A 22,553-nucleotide genomic window follows, 5' to 3' on the forward strand; every position below is an offset into this window, starting at 1 on the left:
TTGTGGCTTTGTTTATTTCTCAAAAATATTCTGGTATTTGATGAATAATGTGGTTTTTTGCAGCTGATTAGAGTGAGCATAATAAATTGATCAGGAATGTAAATGATGGCCTGAAGAGGTTGTTCAGGCGGTTTGAACAGGAATTGTTTTGATAAAGAAAAATGCTTTGCTGTCTTTTGTAACTAATTTGACCTTGCTCAGTCTTAATTGTGTATTGAGGGTTATTCAACGTTTGTTACTTGTAAAAATAAAAGAGGAATGTTGTAAAACCGTTAGTAAAGGAATGTTAATAATATAGGAGAGTGATTTATGGAAAACAGATTATTAAGAAACGAACATGACAAGATAATTGCGGGCGTTTCATCAGGATTAGCAGAATATATGCAGGTAGATGTAACTATCATCAGATTGTTATTTGTATTGTCAACTATATTTTTGGTAGGAACAGGGATCCTGGTTTATCTGGTAATGTGGATTGTTGTACCGGTTAATAATGATCCGGCTGCGAGGTTTTCAAAATTTAATGATTACTTCAAAAAACAAAATGATTTTCAGGGTTTTAATACCCCGCCACCGTTCGGACAGCAAAATACAGCGGGAGGTACCGGACAGGAAAATCCGGAAGTAAAAGGTAACCCGGCAACTGACTGGCAAAATCCTTTGGATTTTAAATCTTTGCCTAAAAATAATGATACTGGCCGTACTGTTGGGGGATTATTCCTTCTGGTCATCGGTTTATATTTTCTGATGAATGAGTTTCACATTATACCGTATTGGTTTAGACTGGGCAAGTTATGGCCTCTTGTATTTGTTGCGATCGGATTAAGTTTTATTCTGAAAGCCAAACGTAAAAATACATGGGAAGACTGGAAAAATCAGCAACACGGGGAAGCAGATACTACGGCGCAGAGACCAGCTTCAGAAGAACCTGTAAAACCATCTGATCAGGCGGCTGATCATCAATTGTAAACTCTTTAATAGATATTTTATGAAACTGAATAGAGTAATGTGGGGCATAGTCCTGCTATTTGTAGGGGCAGTTCTTTTGTTAGAGAATTTTGATGTTATAAATTTTTACTGGAGAAATGTATGGAGCTTCTGGCCTGTATTTCTGATTATTGCGGGTGTAAACATCCTGTTTAACAGAAATAAATCGGAAACCGGAAATATGATATCTCTGGGGGTACTGGTTATCATGCTTGGCTTTATCTTTTACCGAGGACAGCAACCTCCTGCTAACAGAAATTGGATAGGTGAGCGTTTTTCAAAGGATCTTGATCTTGATTTAGATAGTGTGGAGGACGGAGAAAGCCAGAAACTGAATTTTGCGGAACCAATGATTGCTGCAGACAGTGCTAAAAAGACTGTTCTTAATATTTCGGGCGGTGGTACTTCATTTAATTTATCAGGAGAAACTGATCAGCTGATTACTGCTGAAGTGGAACGCAGAAACGGTAATTTCATTCTTCAGAAAGAAAGCACGGATTCTGTAAATACGCTGACTTTTAAAATGAAAGATAAAAAAGGAAACTGGTCTCTTGGAAATGGGGGGAATGATGTAGATCTGAAACTCAACAAAAAACCTGAGTGGACTGTAAATATGAATATGGGTGCTGGTGAAGTGAAGCTGGATTTGTCAGCATATAAACTGAGAAGTTTCAGATTTGATGGTGGTGCGGCATCTGTAGATCTGAAGGTAGGAGCGCAGCTGCCAATTACAGATGTGGTTGTGAAAACAGGCGTCGCTTCAGTAGAAATCAATATTCCTGAAACATCTGGTTGCAGGATCAAAACAAAAACCGGTCTTTCTGCAAAAGATTTCCCGGGTTTTACAAAGGTTGATAACAACAACTATGAAACTTCAAATTATAGTTCATCCACAAAAAAGATTTTTATTAATCTGGACGGAGGATTGAGTAATTTTGAGGTGAACAGATATTAACAGCTATTGAAACCTGAAGAAGAGATTAATTATATCGTAGTAGTCAATGGAAAGCCAGAAGGACCATACGATTTTGAACATTTAAAGAAGATGAATATCGTAGCGGGAACTTTTATCAGAAAGCCCGGAATGGATGATTATAAAGAAGCGCACGAGTTTGCTGAACTCCGTGCGCTTTTTGGTTTCAGTTATGAGAAGACAGCCCCGCAATATTTTGCTTCGTTTGATCAGCGTCTGCTGGCTTCTGTTATTGATTATTTCATCTTATTCCTGGTTTATATTTTGTTAATTCTGCTCAGTTTTGCTTTTGTTAAAGAACAGGGAGAACGGATTACTTTTGCCTTGCTGTTTTTACCGGTAATTCCGGTGTTTAAGTTTATTTATGGCGTCTTTGCAGAGGCTTCTGTAAAGCAGGGGACAATTGGCAAGAGGTTATTAAGTATCAAAGTGACAGATTTGAAGGGAAGCAGAATAGGTGTGCTGACTTCCTTTTTCAGGAACCTGGCCAAGATTTTATCTGTAGCTCCTTTATTCTTCGGGTATCTGTATAGTTTTCTGAATAAAAAGCAACAGTGTTTCCATGATGCAGCTGCCGGGACTTTAGTTATTAAAGATCGTTTGTTATAAAATATTTTTTGTCTGTAAGCCTGCAGCAATTAGTGATATTTGGAATCTATCTGAATTCACATACAAAACATAATCTTTATCTTTGTACAAGTATGGAAAACGTAACAGCACAAAAAGAATTGGCCGGAGGGTATTGCAATCATTTAAATCAGTATTCCAGGTTCTTAACACGTGAGGTTTCTATAGGAGATATTCCTATGGGTGGGTTGAATCCTATCAGGATACAGTCTATGACTACTACTGACACGATGGATACTATCGGGACAGTAGAGCAGACCATAAGAATGATGGAGTCTGGATGTGAGTATGTAAGGATTACTGCTCCGAGTATGAAAGAAGCAGAAAATCTGGCAAATATCAAAAAGGAGTTACGTTTCAGAGGGTATAATGTACCTTTGGTTGCGGATATACATTTTACACCCAATGCTGCGGAAGCGGCAGCCCGTATTGTTGAGAAAGTAAGGGTTAATCCGGGTAATTATGCTGATAAAAAACGTTTTGAGAATATAGAATATACCCAGCAGGCTTATCAGGCTGAGCTGGATCGTATTTATAAGAAGTTTTCACCTCTGGTAAAGATCTGTAAGGAATATGGAACTGCTATGCGTATAGGCACGAATCATGGTTCTTTATCAGACAGAATTATGAGTCAGTATGGTGATACTCCCCGTGGTATGGTAGAATCTGCTATGGAATTTATGCGGATTTGTGAAGATCTGAATTATTATAACCTGGTCATTTCCATGAAAGCGAGTAATACGCAGGTAATGGTGCAGGCCTATCGCTTGCTGGTAGAAACCATGGTCAAAGAGGGGATGAATTATCCGCTTCATCTTGGTGTTACTGAAGCTGGTGATGGTGAAGATGGAAGAATTAAATCTGCAGTAGGTATTGGTACTTTACTGGAAGATGGGTTGGGTGATACCATCCGGGTTTCTTTAACAGAAGACCCTGAATTTGAAGCACCAGTGGCAAAAGCTCTGGCTGACCGCTATGCAAACAGATCAGCTGGTGTGATAACCAATGAACGGATTGAAATTCGGGATTTGCCATACAGCCCATATGAATACAATCGCAGAATTACCAAACCTGTACAGCATATCGGAGGTCATCATCATCCTGTGGTTATGCTGGATGTCTCTTCGAAGAATCTTAAAGACCCCTATTTTTTAGCTGAGGTTGGCTATCAATACAGTGCGGGTCTGGATAAATATAATATGGCCGATCAGGCTTGCGATCTGGTTTATTTAGCAGACTCACTGCCATCTTTCTCTTTTCCGGGTAATCTGCGTCAGGTTTATAATTACCGGACGTGGCTGGGATTAAAGGATAAAAATAATTGTCATCCGCTGATTAAACTGGAAGATTATGCAACAACCGCATTAAAGGATCCTATTCTGAATCTGGTTAGCGTAAATGCAAGAAATTATAATAAAGTTTTACTGGCTTTGCTTGATGAAACAGTTGTATTGGTACTGGAGACATCTTCAGAATCAGGGATGATGGAACAGAGAGACTTTTTTGTCGCCCTGCTTAAAAGTGAAAATCAAATTCCTGTAATTATCAAAAGATCTTACGCTGCGATCAGCGCGGATGATCTGCAGTTATATGCAGCTACAGATTTAGGTGCTTTATTTACGGATGGCTTTGGTGATGGGATATGGATTGATGCACCAATGACGGTTGGTCTTCCGGTGATGAATTCTACAAGTTTTGGAATTCTACAGGCAACCAGAACAAGAATTTCTAAAACTGAGTATATTTCCTGTCCAAGCTGTGGAAGAACATTGTTCGATCTGCAGGAAACGACGCAGCTGATACGCTCAAGAACGGATCACCTGAAAGGGATTAAAATAGGGATAATGGGCTGTATAGTAAATGGCCCGGGTGAAATGGCCGATGCTGATTACGGTTATGTTGGTACAGGGCCTGATAAAATCACCTTGTATCGTGGAAAAGAAGTAGTGAAAAAGAATGTGAATTCCGCCCGTGCACTGGATGATCTTATTGATCTGATCAAAGAAGATGGCAACTGGACGGAAGTAAAATAATATCGGAAGCCCTGATCTGTTTTAAATTACAGTCCGGGGCTTTTTAAAAAATCAAGAGTTTTTTTGCATACCTCCGAGAGTTGAGCAGGTAATTCTTTTTCTGTATAGGGATGACTGGCACCAAATACATGATTAGCTCCTTTGATCTTTTGTAATCTGGCCATTGGTTGTGCCTGAGCCAGCTGCTGTGCAATACTGAAATTTACATTGATATCATCATCACCATGCAGAATCAGCCAGGGTATTTTGACTTTTGCTGCGGCATGAATAACATCAAATTCATCTTTATGAGCATTGAAATCTTCCAGGAGTGTACTATTTAAGGGCATCTTTTCTTTTGTTCTTGCATTTTCTACAAAAATCTTTCCTGACGACAGCCATTCTTCTTCCTGATCTTTTTTCCACAGAGAACTGAAATCTGCAATGGCAGACCAGGTAATTATTTTATGAATACGGGAATCTGCTGCACCTTTCAGGATAACGAGGGCACCACCACGGCTATGACCAATGAGGTATATAGGGCTCAAAGGATAGGTGTGAGCAATATAGTTGATGACTGTATCCACATCCTGCAGCTCCATGCTTACTGTATTTTCTGCAAATGCATTTAAATCAGTAACGTCGTTGGGTTGCTGTGCAGTTACACCGCTGTGGCTTAAATTAAACTTAAAATAGCGGTATCCCTGGGCAGCAAAACTGGCTGCTACAAGATTATGAGCCCCCCAGTCTTTAAAACCTTTGAAGCCATGTACAAATAAAATGCAGGGTTGATCTGTATAATTGTCATCATAAATGAGGTCTCCGGAAATTGTTTTATCTTTAGAACCGGATAAAATAAATTGTTCTTTTTTAAGCATAGTATTCTTTTATAGCTGGTTAACCATATTAACAAACATAATGGACCCTTGTTTTTCTTCTTCTTATTTAATTTAAAATCTTTCTAAATTATTCTTAATTACAGCATAATGACAGACACTAAGGGTCGTGTTGTTACTTTTGTTTCCACTAATAAAACAACACAAACCCAAATTGGAATATTTAAAGATACTTGCTTTCACTCATAAACAAATTGACTTAAAGTCTTTAGGGAAATTAGTTATCTGTGAGCAGACACTGGATGACAGACTGAAGAATATTCAAAATGAACTGGATGTAAAAGAAATTTTTTATATCGGTACATGTAACCGCGTTGAGTTTGTTTTTACCACTGCACACGAATTAGATCGTGAATTTATCCTTCGTTTCCTGACCGTACTGGACATGGGACTGCCTGAAGCCTACATGGACAGGTTCCTTGAAAATGTTTCTGTTTATGAACAGGTGGAAGCTTTCAATCACTTATTACGTACTTCCTGTTCACTGGAAAGTCTGGTGGTCGGAGAAAAAGAAATCCTTGCACAGGTACGCCGGGCTTATGAAGCATGCCGTATTTCTGGTTTTACTGCTGATTATATGAGAATGATCATGAATCGGGTAGTTAAAACGGCAAAGGAAGTTTATACCCATACGAATATCTCTAAAAACCCGGTTTCGGTAGTGTCATTGGCTTACCGTAAATTAAGGGACCTCACTATAACAGCCAGCTCAAGAATCCTGATCATAGGCGCCGGCGAGACTAATAAGAATTTAGCTCAATACCTTAAAAAGCACAAGTATTCTAATTTTTCTATTTTTAACAGAACGGTAGAAAATGCTGAATCTCTTGCAAAAGATTTAAATGGTACAGCTTATCCATTGACAGCACTGGAAGATTTCAATCAGGGTTTTGATGTGATCATTACCTGTACCGGTGCTACTGAACCTATCATTACAGAAAAAATTTACCGTAAACTCCTTAACGGCGAAACTGGTAAAAAAGTTATTGTAGATCTTGCAATTCCTAACGATACTGCACCTGAGGTTATCAAAAACTTCCCTGTACATTTTATTGAGGTAGAATCTTTAAAAGAGATTGCCCGTAAAAACATCCAGGAACGTTATGATGAACTGGTTAATGCAGAACAAATCATCGATCAGAATATCAAAGAGTTTGATTTAGTACTTCGTCAGCGCAAAATAGAAATTGCGATGAGTGAAGTGCCTCAAAAGATTAAAGCAATTAAAAGTAAAGCGCTGGATATTGTTTTTGCTGAAGAGATCAACACACTGGATGAAAATTCAAGACAGGTTCTTGAACGGGTGATGGACTATATGGAAAAGAAATATATTAGCGTACCGATGATCATGGCAAAGGAAATTCTGGTCAACAACAGCTAGCCTTCCGGGGTAGATTAGTCAGCACAAATACATTATTTGTTTATTATTTAAGACTATAACTCTTTTAGGTTAAATTTGCGCAAATCTAAAACGTGATATCTACATAAGCTTAATTAACATTGTTTGTAAACAGGTTGATGGAAGCTTAATAAAACAACATGATGAAAAAACTTATTATCGGAACAAGAGGCAGTGATCTTGCATTGTGGCAAGCCAATTATACGAAAGACAAACTTGCGGAAATTGGTGTAGAAGCTGAACTGAAGATCATTAAAACCCAGGGTGATAAAATACTAAACCTGAGGCTGGACAAACTTGAAGGAAAAGGTTTTTTTACCAAAGAGCTTGAAGAAGAATTATTAAGCGGAAGCATAGATCTTGCTGTACACTCTCATAAAGATCTGCCAACAACACATCCTGCAGGATTAACAATCGCGGCAGTCTCCGAACGTGAAGATGCCTCTGAATTACTGCTTATTTTAAAAGACTGTGTAGATGTTACGCAGAAACTTTCTTTGAAAACCGGTGCACAGGTAGGGACCTCATCCAACAGACGTAAAGCACAGTTACTTGCGCTAAGAACAGATCTTAATATTGAAGACCTGCGTGGTAATGTGAATACGCGCATTCAGAAACTGAGAGATGAGAAATATGATGCTATTTTACTGGCAAAAGCAGGTGTAAACCGCCTGAACCTTGACTTGTCTGAATTTCATACGGAAGTTATTGATCCGACTGAGCTGATTCCTGCACCTGCACAAGGGGTTCTGGCTATTCAGATCAGAGAAAATGATCAGGAATTATATGATATCCTTCAAAAAATTCATGATGCAGATACTGCTGAAGAAATTGGGGTGGAACGTAAAGTTCTGAATCTTTTTGAAGGAGGGTGCCATATGCCTTTAGGTTGTTACTGTAAAAAAGAAAATGGTCAGTATGAGGTCTGGACTTCAAAAGCATTAACTGCTGATGATTTTCCAAATCGTTTATTCTTCCGGGTGGATAACCTGGCAGGGCTGGCTGAAAAAATTGTTGCTAAATATGACAAGGATAGAAAACTTCCTTCAAGAGTATTTATTTCCAGAGAAATCGGGGAACACAATTACTTTAGAAGAGCGTTGGAAACTAACCATATAGAAATAGAAGGAAGATCACTGATCCGCACTTTTCCTATCGTAAATGTACTTGATCCTTTTTATCTTAAACACATAAACTGGATATTTTTCAGTAGTCGTAATGGAGTAGAATACTTCTTTAAACTGAAACCTGTATTACCTAAACATACCAAATTTGGCGTTGTGGGCAGAGGATCTGAAGATGCACTTAGAAAACATGGTCATAAAGCTGATTATGTTGGCGAAAGTGGTGATATCACAGAAGTAGGCGAAGATTTTTCTGTACTGGTTAGAAATCAGACTGTTTTATTTCCGCGTGCACAGGATTCATTGCAGAGCATTCAGAAATCCCTGGCCGAAGACACGAAAATTATTGATCTGCCTATTTATGAGACAGTCATTGAAGAAAATATAGATCATACTTATGCTGATGTACTAATCTTTACCAGTCCTTCCAATGTAGAAGCTTATTTTGCTGATAATTTACTGGATCCGGGACAAAAGGTAATTGCTATAGGCAATTCAACAGGAAAGAAATTTGAGGAAATGGGTGTTGAATATGTTCTTCCTTATTCACCTGATGAAATTGGTCTGGCAGAAGCAGTATTCGGAATAGATATTAAATAAAAAAAGAGGTTGATTATGTTGCACCGTCCACGTAGATTAAGAAAGAACCCGATTGTAAGAGAGATGATGGCTGAAACTAAACTGTCGAAAGACATGTTTGTTTATCCATATTTTATTGTTCCTGGAAACGGAGTGAAACATGGTATTGATTCCATGCCTGGAGTAAATCATTTTTCGACTGACATGTTAATCAGAGATGTTGAAAAAGGAATGGAGCTGGGTATAAATAAAATCATGCTTTTTGGTGTGGGAGATGAGAAATCTGAAGATGCGCGTTCTGCCTATCATGATCATTCTCTGGTACCTGCTGCCGTTCGTGAACTGAAGAAAAACTTTGGTGATGATTTGTATATCGTTACGGATGTTTGTGTTTGTTCTTATACCACACATGGACATTGCGGTATTCTGAAAGATGATTATGTACAAAATGATGAAACGGTAGAAGTTATCGCTAAAATGGCCCTTACACATGTGCAGGCTGGTGCTGATATGCTGGCTCCTTCTGATATGATGGATGGACGTATCGGCGCAATGAGAAACTTACTGGATCAGCATGGTTATGTAAACGCAGCAATCATGTCGCATGCTACTAAATTTGCCTCGGCTTATTACGGGCCTTTCAGAGAGGCTGCTGACTGCGCGCCTAGTAAAGGTGACAGGAAAGCTTATCAGATGGATTTCAGGAATCCTGAAGAAGCTCTGCGTGAAGCATTACTTGATCAGAGTGAGGGAGCAGATGTGCTGATGGTTAAACCAGCACTGGCTTATATGGATGTAATTCATAATCTGAAACAAAATACTGATTTGCCTATCGCCTGTTATAATGTATCAGGAGAATACGCAATGGTTAAAGCGGCTGCGCAAAAAGGCTGGATTGATGAACAAAAGATAGTAATGGAAACTATGTATGCCTTCGCACGTGCGGGAGCAAGTATAATTACCACTTACCATATAAGAGATATTGTAGAAAAGAACTGGATGTAATATGTTAGAATCGTTAAAAAAGATGTTTTCCGGCAACGAAGGAGATATGCCTGTAAATACTGGAAGTAAACCTGATATTTCAAGAGAGAAATCGGCAGAGCTGTATGAAAAGGCAAAAAACTATTTTCCGGGCGGAGTAAATTCACCTGTAAGAGCATTTAAATCTGTTTACGGTACGCCACTATTCATTCAGAAAGGTGACGGATGTTTTGTCTGGGATGCAGATGGAAATCAGTTTATTGATTTCTGCGGAAGCTGGGGACCTTTAATTTTAGGTCATAATCCAGCTAAAGTAAGGGAGAAGGTGATCGAAACCATGCAGAATGGAATGAGTTTTGGTGCACCAACTGCTTTGGAAAATGAGCTTGCAGAATTAGTTATAAAAAACAATAAGCACGTTGAAAAAATTCGTTTTACGAGTTCTGGTACAGAAGCGGTAATGTCTGCTATCCGTCTGGCACGTGGTTATACCAAAAGAGATAAGATCCTTAAATTTGAAGGTTGTTATCATGGGCATAGTGATTCTTTACTGGTAAAGGCTGGTTCTGGTCTGGTTACATTTGGTGAGACCTCCTCTTTGGGTGTACCTAAATCTTTTGCTGAAGAAACAATTGTTGTTCCTTTGAACGATACAGCCGCTTTAACACAAGCTTTTGCTCAGTTTAAAGATCAGCTGGCCGCAGTAATTATTGAAGGTATTCCGGCAAATAATGGTTTGCTGATGCAGGATCCTGCTTATATCGAATTCCTGCAGAAAATCTGTAAGGATAATGGTACTTTATTGATTTTTGATGAAGTAATTACAGGTTTCCGTTTAGGATTTGAAGGTGCTGCGGGTTATTATAATGCAAAGCCGGATATTGTTACCTATGGTAAGATATTAGGTGGTGGTTTACCGGTCGGGATGTATGGTGCATCGGCAGAAATTATGGGACAAATCTCTCCTGATGGCGGTGTGTATCAGGCTGGTACTCTATCAGGAAATCCTGTAGCAATGGCAGCGGGTATTGCCCAGTTGACTGAACTGCTGAAATCTGGTTTCTATAAAGAACTGAATGCAAAAGCTACTGAATTTGCTGAAGGTATACAGCGCTTCGCAACTGCAAGAAATTATAAATTCAAAGTATTTCATGTAGGTTCTATCTTCTGGTTCGCTTTTACGGACAGAGACAAAATACAATGTGCGGATGATATTGATCCGGCCAGTATGGAAAAATTCAAGGTAATGCACCGTGAATTGTTAAACAGGGGGATTTATTTAGGCCCTTCTGGTTATGAAGTGGGATTTGTTTCTGCCGCGCATACCAAAATTGAACTGGAGAAGGCTAAAAGAGCTATTCTTGAAGCATTGGACATTGTTTTTAGGAATAAGTAAATTAACGTATATTTAAGAGCTGTTTGTTTTTAACGGCTTCAAGAGCATAGGAATTTTGAAGAAATCAATTATCATATTTTATTTCATGTTGCTGTACTCACTGGTACAGCTGATCTCCTGGGGGACACTAGTTGTTAAACTCCAGCCTTCCAGAATGGCCATGGTCATGGGAGAGGGATCTGTATTTTTATTCTTGCTGTGTGTTGGAGCGTATTTCCTTCATCAGTCGATTAAAAAGGAAGATCTGTTAAGAGAGCAGCAGCAAAATTTCCTGTTATCTGTTACGCATGAATTAAAATCGCCGCTGGCAGCGATTAAATTATCGCTTCAAACTATCATAAAACGCGATCTGGATAAAGCACGTCAAACTTCTTTACTGAATAATTCGTTAAAGGATATTGAACGTCTGGATGATCTGGTTGAAAATATGCTGTTGGCTACAAAAATTGAAAACCGCTCGTATTCCTTCCCAAAGGAAGAGTTTGATTTTTCAGAACTGGTTACCAAAATAACTGACAGGTTACAAATTCATTCCTGCGGATGTGAACAGGTGATTAATCCTGTAATCCAACCGAATGTAAAAGTTACAGGAGATCCTTTTACGCTTTCTTCTGTAGTGACTAACCTGGTAGAAAATGCGGTAAAATATTCTGGCCCATGTGCTGAAGTGGGAGTTGAACTGAGAATGCGTGATGGACATCCTTTCCTGAGTGTTTCGGATAGAGGGCCTGGTATTCCGGATGCGGAAAAAATGCTCATATTTGATAAGTTTTACCGCGTTGGTGAAGAAAACACAAGGAAAGCGAAAGGAACGGGACTGGGATTGTTTATAGTAAAAGAAGTTTTGCAAAAACATGATGCTGATATCAGTGTCAGAGACAATGTGCCTCAGGGTACAATTTTTGAAATCACATTTAGTTGATCATTATGCAACAGAAATTAAGAATTTTATTGGTCGAAGATGAAGACCATTTATTAGATGCTATAAAATTAAACCTTGAATTGGAAGGTTACAAAGTCCATGCAGTTAAAGACGGTAAAACTGCTTTGAAAATATTCAAAGAAGAACGTTTTAACCTGATTATTCTGGATGTGATGCTTCCTGAAATGGATGGTTTCCAGGTTTGTGAAACTATACGTCTGGAAAATACTGAGGTTCCTATCTTATTTTTAACTGCTAAAAACACTAGTGAAGACCGTGTTATGGGCCTTAAAAAAGGAGCTGATGATTATTTGGTGAAGCCTTTCAACCTGGAAGAGTTAATCTTAAGAGTGGGTATTCTGGTTAAACGTAGTATGAAATCAGATGATTTAAAGGAATTAAACTCTTACAAAATCGGTGAAAAAACTATCTATTTCAACTCATTTGAGCTGAAACAGGATGACGGGGTAATCGTACCTTTAACTAAAAAAGAAACGATGCTGCTTAAATTACTGATTGAACGTAAAAATGAAGCAGTTTCAAGAGAGCAAATTCTCGAAACTGTTTGGAATTACGATGTTTATCCTTCTACACGTACCATTGATAACTTCATTCTTACATTCCGTAAGTATTTTGAACCAGATCAGAAAAACCCGGTTTACTTCCACTCTATCCGTGGTGTAGGCTATAAATTTACGGATATTCATAACTAATGTATAACGCAAAAGGCAGGTATGCCCTGATGGCAATTTTTGTTATTGCCGCTGGGGTGTGCCTTTTTTATGACCAGCAACAGCTGGCAGTAATTTTAGGCTTGATGGCGGGATTTGTAATCTGGAGCCATTTTAAAAGCAGTTCCATCTTAATTGCTTCCAAATACTTTAAGGATGGAAATTATGAGAAAGCAGCACAATTATTGGCAGAAGTGCCAAATCCGGATCGTCTGGCTAAAAACAGACGGGGTTACTACGAATTTATGATTGCCAATATTGCACTTAAAAAAGAAGATTATGCGGCTGCCGAATATCATTTTCAGGTAGCAAGCCGTTTTCCTCTGGGCTCAAAAAGTGATAAGTCTTTTGTATTAATACATCTGGCTAATCTTGCCCTGCGCAAAAAAGATAAAGTAAGAGCACTGGCTTATGCTGATAAAGCAAAAGACCTCGCAAATACCGATAGAACGAAAGAGATAATTAATAAAATAGAAAAAGAAGCAAATAGCTTACCAACAAATTAAGATTAGATGAACACTTTATTTTTAGATGCAGCATGGTCCAAACAAACTGAACGCCCACCCGTATGGATGATGCGTCAGGCTGGTCGTTTCATGCCGGAATATTGGGAGATTAAAAACAAGTATTCATTCTTAGAGATGTGCAAAACACCTGAAATTGCTGCTGATGTAACTATGTTACCAGTGGATTTGTTAGGTATTGATGCTGCTATTTTGTTTTGTGATATATTGGTTACTGGTGAAGCAATGGGAGGTGATCTCAGCTTTACTCAGGGAGTAGGGCCACGTTTTGCAAACCCTGTACGTACATTAAAAGACGTAGAAAATCTGAATGTGGATTGTTTGGATCAGCTGGAATATGTTGCTGATGCAATTAAAGTAATTCAGCAGCGCCTGAATGGTAGTATTCCATTAATTGGTTTTGCTGGTGCACCGTTTACCGTGATGAGCTATCTGGTTGAAGGAGCTTCATCAAAAGATTTTAAGCTTACTAAATTACTGATGCACAATCATCCTGAAGTTGCACACAAACTTTTGGCTAAAATTGCAAAAGTAACGGCTGAATATTTGAATTTGCAGATTGCTGCCGGTGTAAATGCAATACAGATTTTTGATAGCTGGGCCCTGGCTTTGTCATGGAACGACTATCAGGAATTTTCTCATCGTTACATCCAGGAAATTATTGCTAACCTGAACAGAAAAGATATCCCTGTGATTTCTTTCTGTAAAGGAAGTTCAGTGTTTGCACCTATTATGGCTACTGCAAAACCTGATGTAATTTCCGTAGACTGGAATGCTGATTTACTGAATATTAAACAGGCTTTACCTGCTGGTATTGCGGTTCAGGGAAATCTTGATCCGCATATACTGTATGCAGATAAACCGGTTATTAAAAAGCATATCTTACAGTTATTTGAACGTATGCGTGGTGAAAACGGATTCATATTTAATTTAGGACATGGTATTATGCCGGATATTCCTTTTGACAATGTGAAATACGCAATTGATTTTATTAAAGAATTCCGCTATTAATGGACCAGTATTATCCATATGTCCTTTCTGTCCATATCATCTTTGTGGTGAGCTGGATGGCCGGACTATTTTATAGTGTAAGACTCTTTATTTACCATACGGAAGCAAATGACCGCCCTGCTCAGGAAAAGGAAATTCTTCAAAAAGAGTTTATTAAGATAGAGCATAAGTTGTGGCACATCATTACTAATCCTGCAATGACGTTTGCTGTGCTTGCAGGGATCAGTATGATTTGCATCCGCCCGGGATTGTTAAGTACACCCTGGCTACATGTTAAACTTGGTTTTGTTTTGTTATTGCTGGTTTATCATTTTATCTGTCAGCGAATCATGAAACAAATGAAGAACGGGATTTTTAAACTGAGTTCTTTTAAACTGAGATTGTGGAACGAGGTGGCTACTGTGTTATTGGTAGCGATCGTGTTCACTGTAGTACTGAAAAGTGCAGTTGACTGGGTTTATGGGTTGATAGGGTTGATAATTTTTGCGGGGGGAATTATGATGGCGGTGAAGTTGTACAAGAATTATCGTCAGAAACGGGGAGAGTAAAAGGAAATAAAAAAGCCTTGAGTTTTTTCTTCTGACGTTCGCGAAAAGCGAACAATGTCAGAAAAAACTCAAGGCTTTTTTTATTTCCCAAAGGGAGAACCTGCCCGTTTCCAGAGATCAATTACTTGTATTGGGGGGATGGAGTTGTTAAGGAGCAGAATGGTTTACTTTTTGGCGCACTTAATATGGAGGAGCTTATTAGTTTAATTTTGACGCTTTATATTGGAGAACCGATTGATTTGCTTTTAGGAAATTATAGAGATAAACCGAATGGCTTGCTCCGTAAAATCTTATAGGAGAACAGACAGATTTGCTTTTAGGAACTCGTGCTGATAAACTGATTTGCTTTTAGGAAATTATAGAGATAAACCGAATGGCTTGCTCCGTAAAATCTTATAGGAGAACAGACAGATTTGCTTTTAGGAACTCGTGCTGATAAACTGATTTGCTTTTAGGAAATTATAGAGATAAACCAATGGCTTGCTCCGTAAAATCTTATAGGAGAACGGACAGATTTGCTTTTAGGAACTCGTGCTGATAAACTGATTTGCTTAATTTGAAAAAGCTTATAGAGTGGTGGGGATTTTTTACTTTTAGAGTCCTCATTGGATAAATTAAATGGCCTGTTTAAAGGAATCTCAAGGCTTGTTTTTATCTTTTAGTTATCCTGTCGGAAAGAGAATTGGATTGATGATTTTTCTTTGACGGCATTAAGTACAGGAATGATTAAATTTAACCGCAATAAACAGAAATGATATTCTAACTGTTACCTGCAGTTAAGAAAGAACATTCAGGAAAATAAATAATTTGAGTATAAAGAGTTGAGTTGTTTAGGTAATGAATAACAGAATGCAACAGGACTGGAAAATAGATAAGGGATATAAACAGACATGATCAAATGATATGAGGAAGAATTTACTAATGAATTTGATACTTACTGGAATGATTGGGATGGCTTCTCTGACGGTAAGTGCACAAAGTGATACAAATGATACAACGATTGTGAAAACTGTCTCAAAAGGCAGGAAATATAAGACAAGCGTATCTTTTGGACGTAGTGAAGATAGTGTCAGCAATAATGAATCGGCTCCTACCGGTCGCTTTGGGTACGGAATCACTTTTACAAGACTGGACATTGGCTTCTCAAAGCTAATTGACAATGGAAGCTTTACGCTTTCTCCTAAAAATGACTTTCTGAGTTACAGAGGATTTAAAACCAGCACTATCTCCTTTGATCTGTTGTATTTTGGTTATCGGTTCAACCCTAATTTCAGAATCTATGCCGCAGCAGGATTCGACTGGACTTTGATACGTTTGAGGAGAAATATAACCATTCAGAAAAATACACCTGATCTTAGCTATATAGAAGAACCTGTTGATTTTGATAAAAATAGATTTTCCAGCAGCTATGTACATATCCCATTAAATTTTGAATTCAGAACCAAAGAAAATCAACGGGGAAAAAGATTTTATTTCGTAGTAGGCCCGGAAGTTGGTTTTCTGCTGAATGGGAAGGTCAAGCAGATCAGTGAGGAACGCGGAAAACAAAAGTTCAAAGATGACTATAATTTCCAAAAAGTGCGTTTAGGAGGAACAGTAAGAGTTGCCTATGCGGGAATAGGTCTGTTCACCAAATATTATTTCAATGATATGTTTGAGAGTGAAGCACAGAAAGGGCTTAAAAACATAGCATTTGGTATCACTCTTGGGATACACTAAACCCGGTTACTGATAAGAAATATCATTTACTTATAAAAAAAGGCCTCTTGACTTTCTTACGTCAAGAGGCTTTTTTATGTCATATCCGATTCTATTCGACGCTATTACTGGATAATTTGTGTCCGAACCGTATCTTTACGTCGTGGACGAAAATATCATCAGCGTTAGACAACTAACTAAACAATATCAGACTGAACAGGCTTCAGGAATCAGAAATATCAGTTTCGACATTAAACGGGGAGACATCATTGCTGTAATTGGTGAAAGTGGAAGTGGAAAGTCGACTTTGTTAAAGTCCATTTTCGGTTTATTAAAAGTTGATGATGGAGAAGTACTCTTTAATGGTAAACGTGTTTTAGGACCTGATGAACAGCTCATTCCCGGACACAAGGAGATGAAAATTGTAACCCAGGATTTCTCTCTGAATATCTATGCTAAAGTATATGATAATATTGCTTCTGTTCTTTCTAATACGAATGTAAAAGCAAAAGAAGAGAAGACCGTCAATATGATGCAGCACCTGCATATCGATCATCTGAGAAATAAAAAGATAACTGAACTAAGTGGCGGTGAACAGCAAAGGGTAGCCATTGCCAAAGCCTTAGTCACCGATACCAGCGTTCTATTACTGGATGAACCTTTTAGCCAGGTAGATGCCTTGCTGAAAAATCAACTGCGTGCTGATATTAAGCGGATAGCGGCCGAAACTGGTGTAACTGTTATCATTGTATCACACGATCCGGCAGATGGTCTGTTCCTCGCTGATGAATTATTACTGATGAAAGATGGTACATTGATCCAAAAAGGAAGACCGTCACACGTTTATAATCACCCCGAACATATTTATACAGCTCAGCTATTAGGTAACGCTGTCGTTCTTAAGCCAGAAGATGCACAAAAAATTGGTCTGCAGGGAAAAGGCCAGTCTGTTGTGTTCTATCCTGAATGGGTAGAGTTAAAGAGTGGCTGGAATAGTAAACGTTATGAAGTAAAGGACGTCTACTACAAAGGATTTTATGAGGAACTGTTGCTGGAGAGAAATGGTGTAATTATCAGGGCGATTCAGCTCAATAGGGGAGAGCATAAAAAAAAACGACCACGTTCAGGCGAACATTGGTCGTTTTCTTGAATTCTAAATATTATAGAGAAGAAGTTATCAGAATAATCTTAACTCTTGACTTGTCAGTTGGTCTTGTTGGTGGCACAGACAGATCCGCAGCATTTTGAAGATACAGCGTTATCCCTCCAACTGCATAGGTATAACTATAGCTACGCGCATTATCAACAAGAGGAAGTTTATCATAAAGATCGTTATCCAGTCTTGAAATACTCAATGCGACCTCGTCATTTTCAAATGTAGCCTTATCAAGGTCAGGCAGCGGTAAGAAAACACTAAGGGTATTACCATCTTGTCTCCAGTCACCAGGCTGAATGTATCTTAAGTAAGTCTTGTTCGGTAATCCATTGTCATTAGGAACCAGGACCTCTTTCTTGCACGAAGACAATCCAATTGCCGTTATCGCTAAGAGTAATAGTATGTATTTTTTCATATTTGTGTGTTTGTTGTTTCCCTAGCAAATGTGTTGCCAAGTTTATACAGGTAAATTAATTTAACAGCTTTTAACCTATACCGTTTTGAATGGAATCGGTTATTTTGTCTTCTTATGTAAATATAATATTATTGATCTAATACTAACAGCTATTGTTTGATTTTTAATTATACCATTGCTTGTTATCCACAACATTATTAGATATTATGTAAATCTTATTGACAATAGAGTATCTTTTTATTACCATTTTGATCAGGACTTTACCAGGTTTTGTTAAAAACTGTTAAGTTTATTAAACACTTATGTAATAAGATTTTTACCTAAAAACCTAAAAAACTGAAACCAATGAAAAACAAAACTCTATTAATTGCACTTGCTTTTGCAGCACTGACCAGTGCGTGTAAAAAACAAAATGATCAAGGTACTCAGACTGCCGATGTAAAAACCGATAATTGTAATTGCTCCGCAGAGCAGGCATCTCCGGAAATTAAAGGACAATCCATCACTTTCGGCACCGGAAATAAATCCATCCGGCTAACCAAAAAGAATGATCAGTTTATTCTGGGGAGTGATATCCTGTTAAGCAATGAACAGGTTGCTTATCTTAAACACAAATATGATCCTTCAGGAACAGCTACTGAAAGTACGTTTATAGATTATTTAAGTAAAAGATGGACTAATGGTATTGTGTATTATTCAATTGATGCCAATGTACCAAACCAGGCAAGAATTACAGATGCGATAGCACACTGGAAAGCAAAAACCAAATTAACTTTTACACCACGCACTACCCAGGCAAACTATATCAGATTTGTTGTGGGATCTGGTTGCTCCTCTGCACTGGGAATGGCTGGCGGAGCTCAAAAACTTAATCTGGGATCCGGCTGTTCAACAGGTAATGCCATTCATGAAATAGGTCATGCTTTAGGTTTGCTTCACGAACAAAGCAGAACTGACCGTGATGATTATGTGATTATCAATAAAGATAATATCGAACCTGGTCTTGAACATAATTTTGATACCTGGGAAGACAGAGGTTATACAGGTGGTCAAACCGGAGCTTTTGACTTTGGATCTATTATGATGTACCCTTCAAATGCATTTTCAAGTAATGGTGAACCAACAATTACAAAACTTGACGGATCTACTTTCGGCGCACAAAGAACCGCCCTTTCTGCAGGTGACCTGGAAGGATTCAAATATCTGTATCCTGACTATGCACTATAGCCCAGGTCTATTAATTGATAATTATGTTAAAGGCAGCCTGTAAAGCTGCCTTTAACATTTCTGAAAAAGATATATCCCTTAAACCAACCAAAAATCAGTAACCTAATCAAAACCGATGAAGACTAAAATTTTATTAATTGCACTTGCCTGTGCAACAATGATCAGTGCCTGTAAAAAACAAAACGGAGAAGAAAGCCAATCATCAGACATTAAACAAAATGATTGTAACTGTTCAGCTGAACAAGCTCTGCCTGATACCAAGGCAGAACTGATTTCTTTTGGTTCCGGAAATAAACAAATCCAGATTGAAAGAAAAAACGGAATATATATTCTGGGAGGAGATATGGAGCTGACACAAAAACAAGTTGACTTTATCAAACGTCAGTATAATTCTGCAGGTGTTGCTACCGAAAGTACATTCAAAGATGAGCTTAAATTGAGATGGCCGGGTGGTGTGGTTTATTATGTAGTAGACTCCAACATGAACGCAAAGAAAAAGAAATGGGTTACCGATGCTATCGCGCATTGGGAAAGTAAAACCAAATTTACTTTTGTACAACGCGATAAAGAAGCTAATTACGTCAGATTTGTATCGGGAGACGGCTGCTCATCTTCAATTGGGATGGTTGGCGGCCGTCAGAATATCACACTGGGGAACTGTTCATTAGGTAGTACAATTCATGAAATCGGGCATGCTATTGGTCTGTTACATGAACAATGCAGAGCTGATCGTGATGATTTTATTATTGTAAATAAGGATAATATAGAGGATGGTAAGGCTCATAATTTTCAGACCTATATCGAGCGTGGCTGGACTGGTGGTGAAACCGGAGATTTTGATTTTGGCTCTATTATGCTGTATAGTTCAAATGCTTTCTCGAAAAACGGAGAACCTACTATTACAAAACTCGATGGAACTACTTTTACCGGACAACGAAAAGAGTTATCTGAAGGTGATCTTGCAGGGATTAAATTTTTATATCCTGACTCTGTATTTACCGCAAAATAATCTGGTTAACAGTTTATCAATTTAGCATTTAAACAATTGCAGGGGTGGCCGGTGTGCTGCCCTTGTCTGTTTGTAATTGATAAAATTTATACGGTAATTTGTTATCAATTAATAGCTCCGTTCTTAATGGAAATTCAAAGAAAATCAGGCATCAGTTATGAAGAATTTATGGAAGAACACCATAATCCGGGTATTCCCGTAATTTTTACTGATGCAACTAAAGTATGGAAGGCAAATGGTCTGTTCACTCCGGACTGGTTCCGTGAAAACTATCCGGATAAGGAAAGCGATGTGATTAACAAAGATACCGGGAAGCCATACAAAATGACGGAAGTCATGGATCTTGCTGAGCAAAGTTCTGAAGAGAAACTGGCTCCATATCCTTTAACCTTTAATATTACGAAAGAAATTCCTGAAATGCTTGATCTGCTTTTGCCACTCAATCTGGGTTATGCAAAACCAAACTGGCTGGAAGATAAATCTTTTAAACGCGGAAACTGGGGAGGGATTATTGAACTGTTTGTTGGTGGTCCGGGAGGCAAATTTCCTTATGTTCATAAGGACTATTATCATTTGAGTGCATGGATTAATCAATTATATGGAGAGAAGTTGTTTACAGTTTTTCCACGCGGACAGGAAAAGTACCTGTATGCTACTGAAAAGAATCAGTGGCGTTCAGAAGTAAATGTATTTAATCCTGATCTGGAGAAACATCCTGAATTTAAAAATGCCACACCTATCAGTTTTAAGGTGAGTGCCGGAGAAACATTATATATCCCATTTGGTATCTGGCATACCGCTCATTCGCTGACTCCAACAATATCTGTGGCTTTTGATCAGCTGAACAGTAAGAATTTCCCGCTGTTTATGAATGATGTCTGGAATTTTAAGAAAGAAAGTAGTAAACCGAAGGCTGTTGCTGCTTACCTGTATGCACTTGCTTCCGGAATGGGATGCAGATTAAAAGAAACTATCAAAGCATAATAAGGAAAGCATATTCCTGAAATCAGCTAACCATAAAATAAAAAAGGGACTCCATAACTAATAGAGTCCCTTTTTTATTTTATAAACTGATTAAACCTGTTAAACCAGGTATTCAAATAAAGTCTGATCGTCATTCAAATCAATTACCTCGAACTTAAACTCTGCCATTCTTTGCTTTAAAGATGCATAGTCAGTACTTTCCTGCAACTCGATACCCACTAATGCAGGTCCGTTTTCCCGGTTGGTTTTTTTGATAAATTCAAATCTGGTAATATCATCATGAGGGCCCAGTACATTATTAACAAAGGATTTTAATGCACCGGGTCTTTGTGGAAAGCGGACAATGAAATAATGTTTAAGACCTTCAAAAAGCAATGACTTTTCTTTAATCTCCTGCATTCTCTCGATATCATTATTACCACCGCTGACTATACAAACTACTGTTTTACCAGCAATGGTATCTTTCAGCTGATCCAGTGCAGCAATAGCCAATGCACCTGCTGGTTCTACAACAATAGCATCCTCATTATATAATTTTAAAATGGTTGTGCAGATTTTTCCTTCTGGAATAAGCAACATCTGATCCAGTAAATCACTACAATATTCAAAAGTAAGATTACCAACACGTTTTACTGCTGCACCATCTACAAAACGATCTATATAATCCAGCGTAACCGGACTCCCATTTTTTAAAGCCTGGTTCATAGAAGGAGCCCCTTCAGGTTCTACCCCGATCAGTGTAATATCGGGATTGATACTTTTAAAATAACTGCCTACACCCGAAGCCAGTCCGCCGCCGCCAATAGGCATAACAATTACTTCGGCTTCCGGAAGATCCTGATGAATCTCAACTCCTACAGTACCCTGACCCTCTATGATTTTGATATTATCAAAAGGAGGGACAAAAACCATCTGATGTTCAGCAGTATATGCCAGTGCTTCTTTCATACAGTCATCAAAAGTATCCCCTACAAGTACAATTTTGATATTGTCTCCGCCAAACATTTCAGTCTGTTTGATTTTTTGCCTCGGTGTGATCTCCGGCATAAAAATAACACCCTGAATATTTAGTTTTTTGCAGGAGTAGGCAACGCCCTGTGCATGATTTCCTGCACTTGCGCATACTACACCGCGGCTGGTTTGCTGCTGATCAAGTGTGCTGATCATATTATAAGCACCACGTAATTTATAAGAACGTACCACTTGCAGATCCTCTCTTTTCAGATAGATTTTGGCATTGTATTTTAGTGATAATCCTTCATTGTATTCCAACTGAGTACGTTTAACAGTATCTGCTATACGAACTGCCGCAGCATCAAAATCCAGTTCTACTTCCTTTTGCAGTTTCATG

At 38.3% G+C, this 22,553-nt stretch carries 21 protein-coding genes; 18 read left to right on the forward strand and 3 right to left on the reverse strand.

The genetic code is table 11. From position 1 onward, the window contains the following. The first annotated feature begins 309 nt into the window (after positions 1 to 309). The 4 genes from PL_RS19560 (at position 310) to ispG (ending at position 4,620) form a co-directional block, all read left to right on the forward strand. On the forward strand, positions 310 to 969 hold the full coding sequence (locus PL_RS19560) for a PspC domain-containing protein (protein WP_052496606.1): 660 nt from the start codon (positions 310 to 312) through the stop codon (positions 967 to 969). A gap of 19 nt (positions 970 to 988) precedes the next feature. Continuing rightward, entirely contained in the window at positions 989 to 1,942 is a 954-nt protein-coding gene (locus PL_RS19565; RefSeq protein WP_041886685.1) for a LiaF transmembrane domain-containing protein, read from the forward strand. A 6-nt stretch (positions 1,943 to 1,948) separates the two neighbouring features. Further along, on the forward strand, positions 1,949 to 2,569 hold the full coding sequence (locus tag PL_RS19570; RefSeq protein ID WP_235324699.1) for an RDD family protein: 621 nt from the start codon (positions 1,949 to 1,951) through the stop codon (positions 2,567 to 2,569). Positions 2,570 to 2,661: 92 nt separating this feature from the next. Beyond that, a complete protein-coding gene (gene ispG, locus PL_RS19575) occupies positions 2,662 to 4,620 on the forward strand; it encodes a (E)-4-hydroxy-3-methylbut-2-enyl-diphosphate synthase (protein ID WP_041886704.1) in 1,959 nt (652 codons plus the stop codon). 26 nt (positions 4,621 to 4,646) lie between these two features. Here the strand turns inward: ispG and PL_RS19580 are convergent, their stop codons facing one another. Further along, positions 4,647 to 5,477: an alpha/beta hydrolase family protein gene (locus PL_RS19580; protein ID WP_041886687.1), complete on the reverse strand. Its 831-nt coding sequence runs from the start codon at positions 5,475 to 5,477 to the stop codon at positions 4,647 to 4,649. A 172-nt stretch (positions 5,478 to 5,649) separates the two neighbouring features. Here PL_RS19580 and hemA point away from each other — a divergent pair, with 172 nt between their 5' ends. The 11 genes from hemA (at position 5,650) to PL_RS19635 (ending at position 17,561) form a co-directional block, all read left to right on the forward strand. Next, entirely contained in the window at positions 5,650 to 6,876 is a 1,227-nt protein-coding gene (gene hemA, locus PL_RS19585) for a glutamyl-tRNA reductase (protein ID WP_041886689.1), read from the forward strand. A gap of 158 nt (positions 6,877 to 7,034) precedes the next feature. Then, positions 7,035 to 8,618, forward strand: a complete 1,584-nt coding sequence (hemC, locus tag PL_RS19590; protein WP_041886690.1) for a hydroxymethylbilane synthase — start codon at positions 7,035 to 7,037, stop codon at positions 8,616 to 8,618. A 15-nt stretch (positions 8,619 to 8,633) separates the two neighbouring features. Further along, complete coding sequence (gene hemB, locus PL_RS19595; RefSeq protein WP_041886691.1) at positions 8,634 to 9,602, forward strand: porphobilinogen synthase; 969 nt, start codon at positions 8,634 to 8,636, stop codon at positions 9,600 to 9,602. A 1-nt stretch (position 9,603) separates the two neighbouring features. Beyond that, positions 9,604 to 10,977 carry a glutamate-1-semialdehyde 2,1-aminomutase gene (hemL, locus tag PL_RS19600; protein WP_052496607.1) on the forward strand — a complete coding sequence of 458 codons (1,374 nt, stop codon included), beginning with the start codon at positions 9,604 to 9,606 and terminating at the stop codon, positions 10,975 to 10,977. An 85-nt stretch (positions 10,978 to 11,062) separates the two neighbouring features. After that, positions 11,063 to 11,899 (forward strand): sensor histidine kinase, encoded by an 837-nt coding sequence (locus PL_RS19605; protein ID WP_348620148.1) that lies wholly within the window; start codon positions 11,063 to 11,065, stop codon positions 11,897 to 11,899. 5 nt (positions 11,900 to 11,904) lie between these two features. Continuing rightward, positions 11,905 to 12,612, forward strand: a complete 708-nt coding sequence (locus tag PL_RS19610; protein ID WP_041887337.1) for a response regulator transcription factor — start codon at positions 11,905 to 11,907, stop codon at positions 12,610 to 12,612. Beyond that, positions 12,612 to 13,136, forward strand: coding sequence for a tetratricopeptide repeat protein (locus PL_RS19615; RefSeq protein WP_041887339.1), 525 nt, complete (start codon positions 12,612 to 12,614; stop codon positions 13,134 to 13,136). Before PL_RS19610 ends, PL_RS19615 begins: the two co-directional genes overlap by 1 nt. A 6-nt stretch (positions 13,137 to 13,142) precedes the next feature. Next, entirely contained in the window at positions 13,143 to 14,165 is a 1,023-nt protein-coding gene (gene hemE, locus PL_RS19620; RefSeq protein ID WP_041887341.1) for a uroporphyrinogen decarboxylase, read from the forward strand. Next, positions 14,165 to 14,713, forward strand: coding sequence for a CopD family protein (locus PL_RS19625; protein WP_041887343.1), 549 nt, complete (start codon positions 14,165 to 14,167; stop codon positions 14,711 to 14,713). Before hemE ends, PL_RS19625 begins: the two co-directional genes overlap by 1 nt. A 921-nt stretch (positions 14,714 to 15,634) precedes the next feature. Beyond that, complete coding sequence (locus PL_RS19630; RefSeq protein WP_235324632.1) at positions 15,635 to 16,432, forward strand: outer membrane beta-barrel protein; 798 nt, start codon at positions 15,635 to 15,637, stop codon at positions 16,430 to 16,432. 142 nt (positions 16,433 to 16,574) lie between these two features. Then, a complete protein-coding gene (locus PL_RS19635) occupies positions 16,575 to 17,561 on the forward strand; it encodes an ABC transporter ATP-binding protein (RefSeq protein ID WP_348620150.1) in 987 nt (328 codons plus the stop codon). Between the two features lie 10 nt (positions 17,562 to 17,571). Here the strand turns inward: PL_RS19635 and PL_RS19640 are convergent, their stop codons facing one another. Further along, positions 17,572 to 17,982 carry a hypothetical protein gene (locus PL_RS19640; protein ID WP_041885524.1) on the reverse strand — a complete coding sequence of 137 codons (411 nt, stop codon included), beginning with the start codon at positions 17,980 to 17,982 and terminating at the stop codon, positions 17,572 to 17,574. Positions 17,983 to 18,327: 345 nt separating this feature from the next. Here PL_RS19640 and PL_RS19645 point away from each other — a divergent pair, with 345 nt between their 5' ends. From PL_RS19645 to PL_RS19655, 3 genes are all read left to right on the forward strand, one after another. Next, positions 18,328 to 19,209 (forward strand): M12 family metallopeptidase, encoded by an 882-nt coding sequence (locus PL_RS19645; protein WP_041885525.1) that lies wholly within the window; start codon positions 18,328 to 18,330, stop codon positions 19,207 to 19,209. Positions 19,210 to 19,324: 115 nt separating this feature from the next. After that, positions 19,325 to 20,218, forward strand: a complete 894-nt coding sequence (locus tag PL_RS19650; protein WP_041885527.1) for a M12 family metallopeptidase — start codon at positions 19,325 to 19,327, stop codon at positions 20,216 to 20,218. A gap of 126 nt (positions 20,219 to 20,344) precedes the next feature. Next, on the forward strand, positions 20,345 to 21,202 hold the full coding sequence (locus PL_RS19655) for a cupin-like domain-containing protein (protein WP_041885528.1): 858 nt from the start codon (positions 20,345 to 20,347) through the stop codon (positions 21,200 to 21,202). Positions 21,203 to 21,301: 99 nt separating this feature from the next. Here the strand turns inward: PL_RS19655 and ilvA are convergent, their stop codons facing one another. Further along, the gene (ilvA, locus tag PL_RS19660; protein ID WP_041885530.1) at positions 21,302 to 22,552 is read right to left on the reverse strand and encodes a threonine ammonia-lyase IlvA; all 1,251 of its coding nucleotides are present in this window, start codon (positions 22,550 to 22,552) and stop codon (positions 21,302 to 21,304) included. Between the last annotated feature and the right edge of the window lies 1 nt (position 22,553).

Source organism: Pedobacter lusitanus (assembly GCF_040026395.1).
GTDB classification, from domain to species: Bacteria; Bacteroidota; Bacteroidia; order Sphingobacteriales; family Sphingobacteriaceae; genus Pedobacter; species Pedobacter lusitanus.

What these genes read in the sequence shown, in the direction of transcription:
- hemC (WP_041886690.1), top strand. Translation starts at nt 7,035, where the DNA reads ATGATGAAAAAACTTATTATCGGAACAAGAGGCAGTGATCTTGCATTG.
- ilvA (WP_041885530.1), bottom strand. Translation starts at nt 22,552, where the DNA reads ATGAAACTGCAAAAGGAAGTAGAACTGGATTTTGATGCTGCGGCAGTT.
- PL_RS19580 (WP_041886687.1), bottom strand. Translation starts at nt 5,477, where the DNA reads ATGCTTAAAAAAGAACAATTTATTTTATCCGGTTCTAAAGATAAAACA.
- PL_RS19625 (WP_041887343.1), top strand. Translation starts at nt 14,165, where the DNA reads ATGGACCAGTATTATCCATATGTCCTTTCTGTCCATATCATCTTTGTG.
- PL_RS19640 (WP_041885524.1), bottom strand. Translation starts at nt 17,982, where the DNA reads ATGAAAAAATACATACTATTACTCTTAGCGATAACGGCAATTGGATTG.
- PL_RS19645 (WP_041885525.1), top strand. Translation starts at nt 18,328, where the DNA reads ATGAAAAACAAAACTCTATTAATTGCACTTGCTTTTGCAGCACTGACC.
- PL_RS19650 (WP_041885527.1), top strand. Translation starts at nt 19,325, where the DNA reads ATGAAGACTAAAATTTTATTAATTGCACTTGCCTGTGCAACAATGATC.
- PL_RS19655 (WP_041885528.1), top strand. Translation starts at nt 20,345, where the DNA reads ATGGAAATTCAAAGAAAATCAGGCATCAGTTATGAAGAATTTATGGAA.
- PL_RS19565 (WP_041886685.1), top strand. Translation starts at nt 989, where the DNA reads ATGAAACTGAATAGAGTAATGTGGGGCATAGTCCTGCTATTTGTAGGG.
- PL_RS19610 (WP_041887337.1), top strand. Translation starts at nt 11,905, where the DNA reads ATGCAACAGAAATTAAGAATTTTATTGGTCGAAGATGAAGACCATTTA.
- PL_RS19615 (WP_041887339.1), top strand. Translation starts at nt 12,612, where the DNA reads ATGTATAACGCAAAAGGCAGGTATGCCCTGATGGCAATTTTTGTTATT.
- PL_RS19630 (WP_235324632.1), top strand. Translation starts at nt 15,635, where the DNA reads ATGAATTTGATACTTACTGGAATGATTGGGATGGCTTCTCTGACGGTA.
- hemL (WP_052496607.1), top strand. Translation starts at nt 9,604, where the DNA reads ATGTTAGAATCGTTAAAAAAGATGTTTTCCGGCAACGAAGGAGATATG.
- ispG (WP_041886704.1), top strand. Translation starts at nt 2,662, where the DNA reads ATGGAAAACGTAACAGCACAAAAAGAATTGGCCGGAGGGTATTGCAAT.
- PL_RS19560 (WP_052496606.1), top strand. Translation starts at nt 310, where the DNA reads ATGGAAAACAGATTATTAAGAAACGAACATGACAAGATAATTGCGGGC.
- hemE (WP_041887341.1), top strand. Translation starts at nt 13,143, where the DNA reads ATGAACACTTTATTTTTAGATGCAGCATGGTCCAAACAAACTGAACGC.
- hemB (WP_041886691.1), top strand. Translation starts at nt 8,634, where the DNA reads ATGTTGCACCGTCCACGTAGATTAAGAAAGAACCCGATTGTAAGAGAG.
- PL_RS19605 (WP_348620148.1), top strand. Translation starts at nt 11,063, where the DNA reads ATGTTGCTGTACTCACTGGTACAGCTGATCTCCTGGGGGACACTAGTT.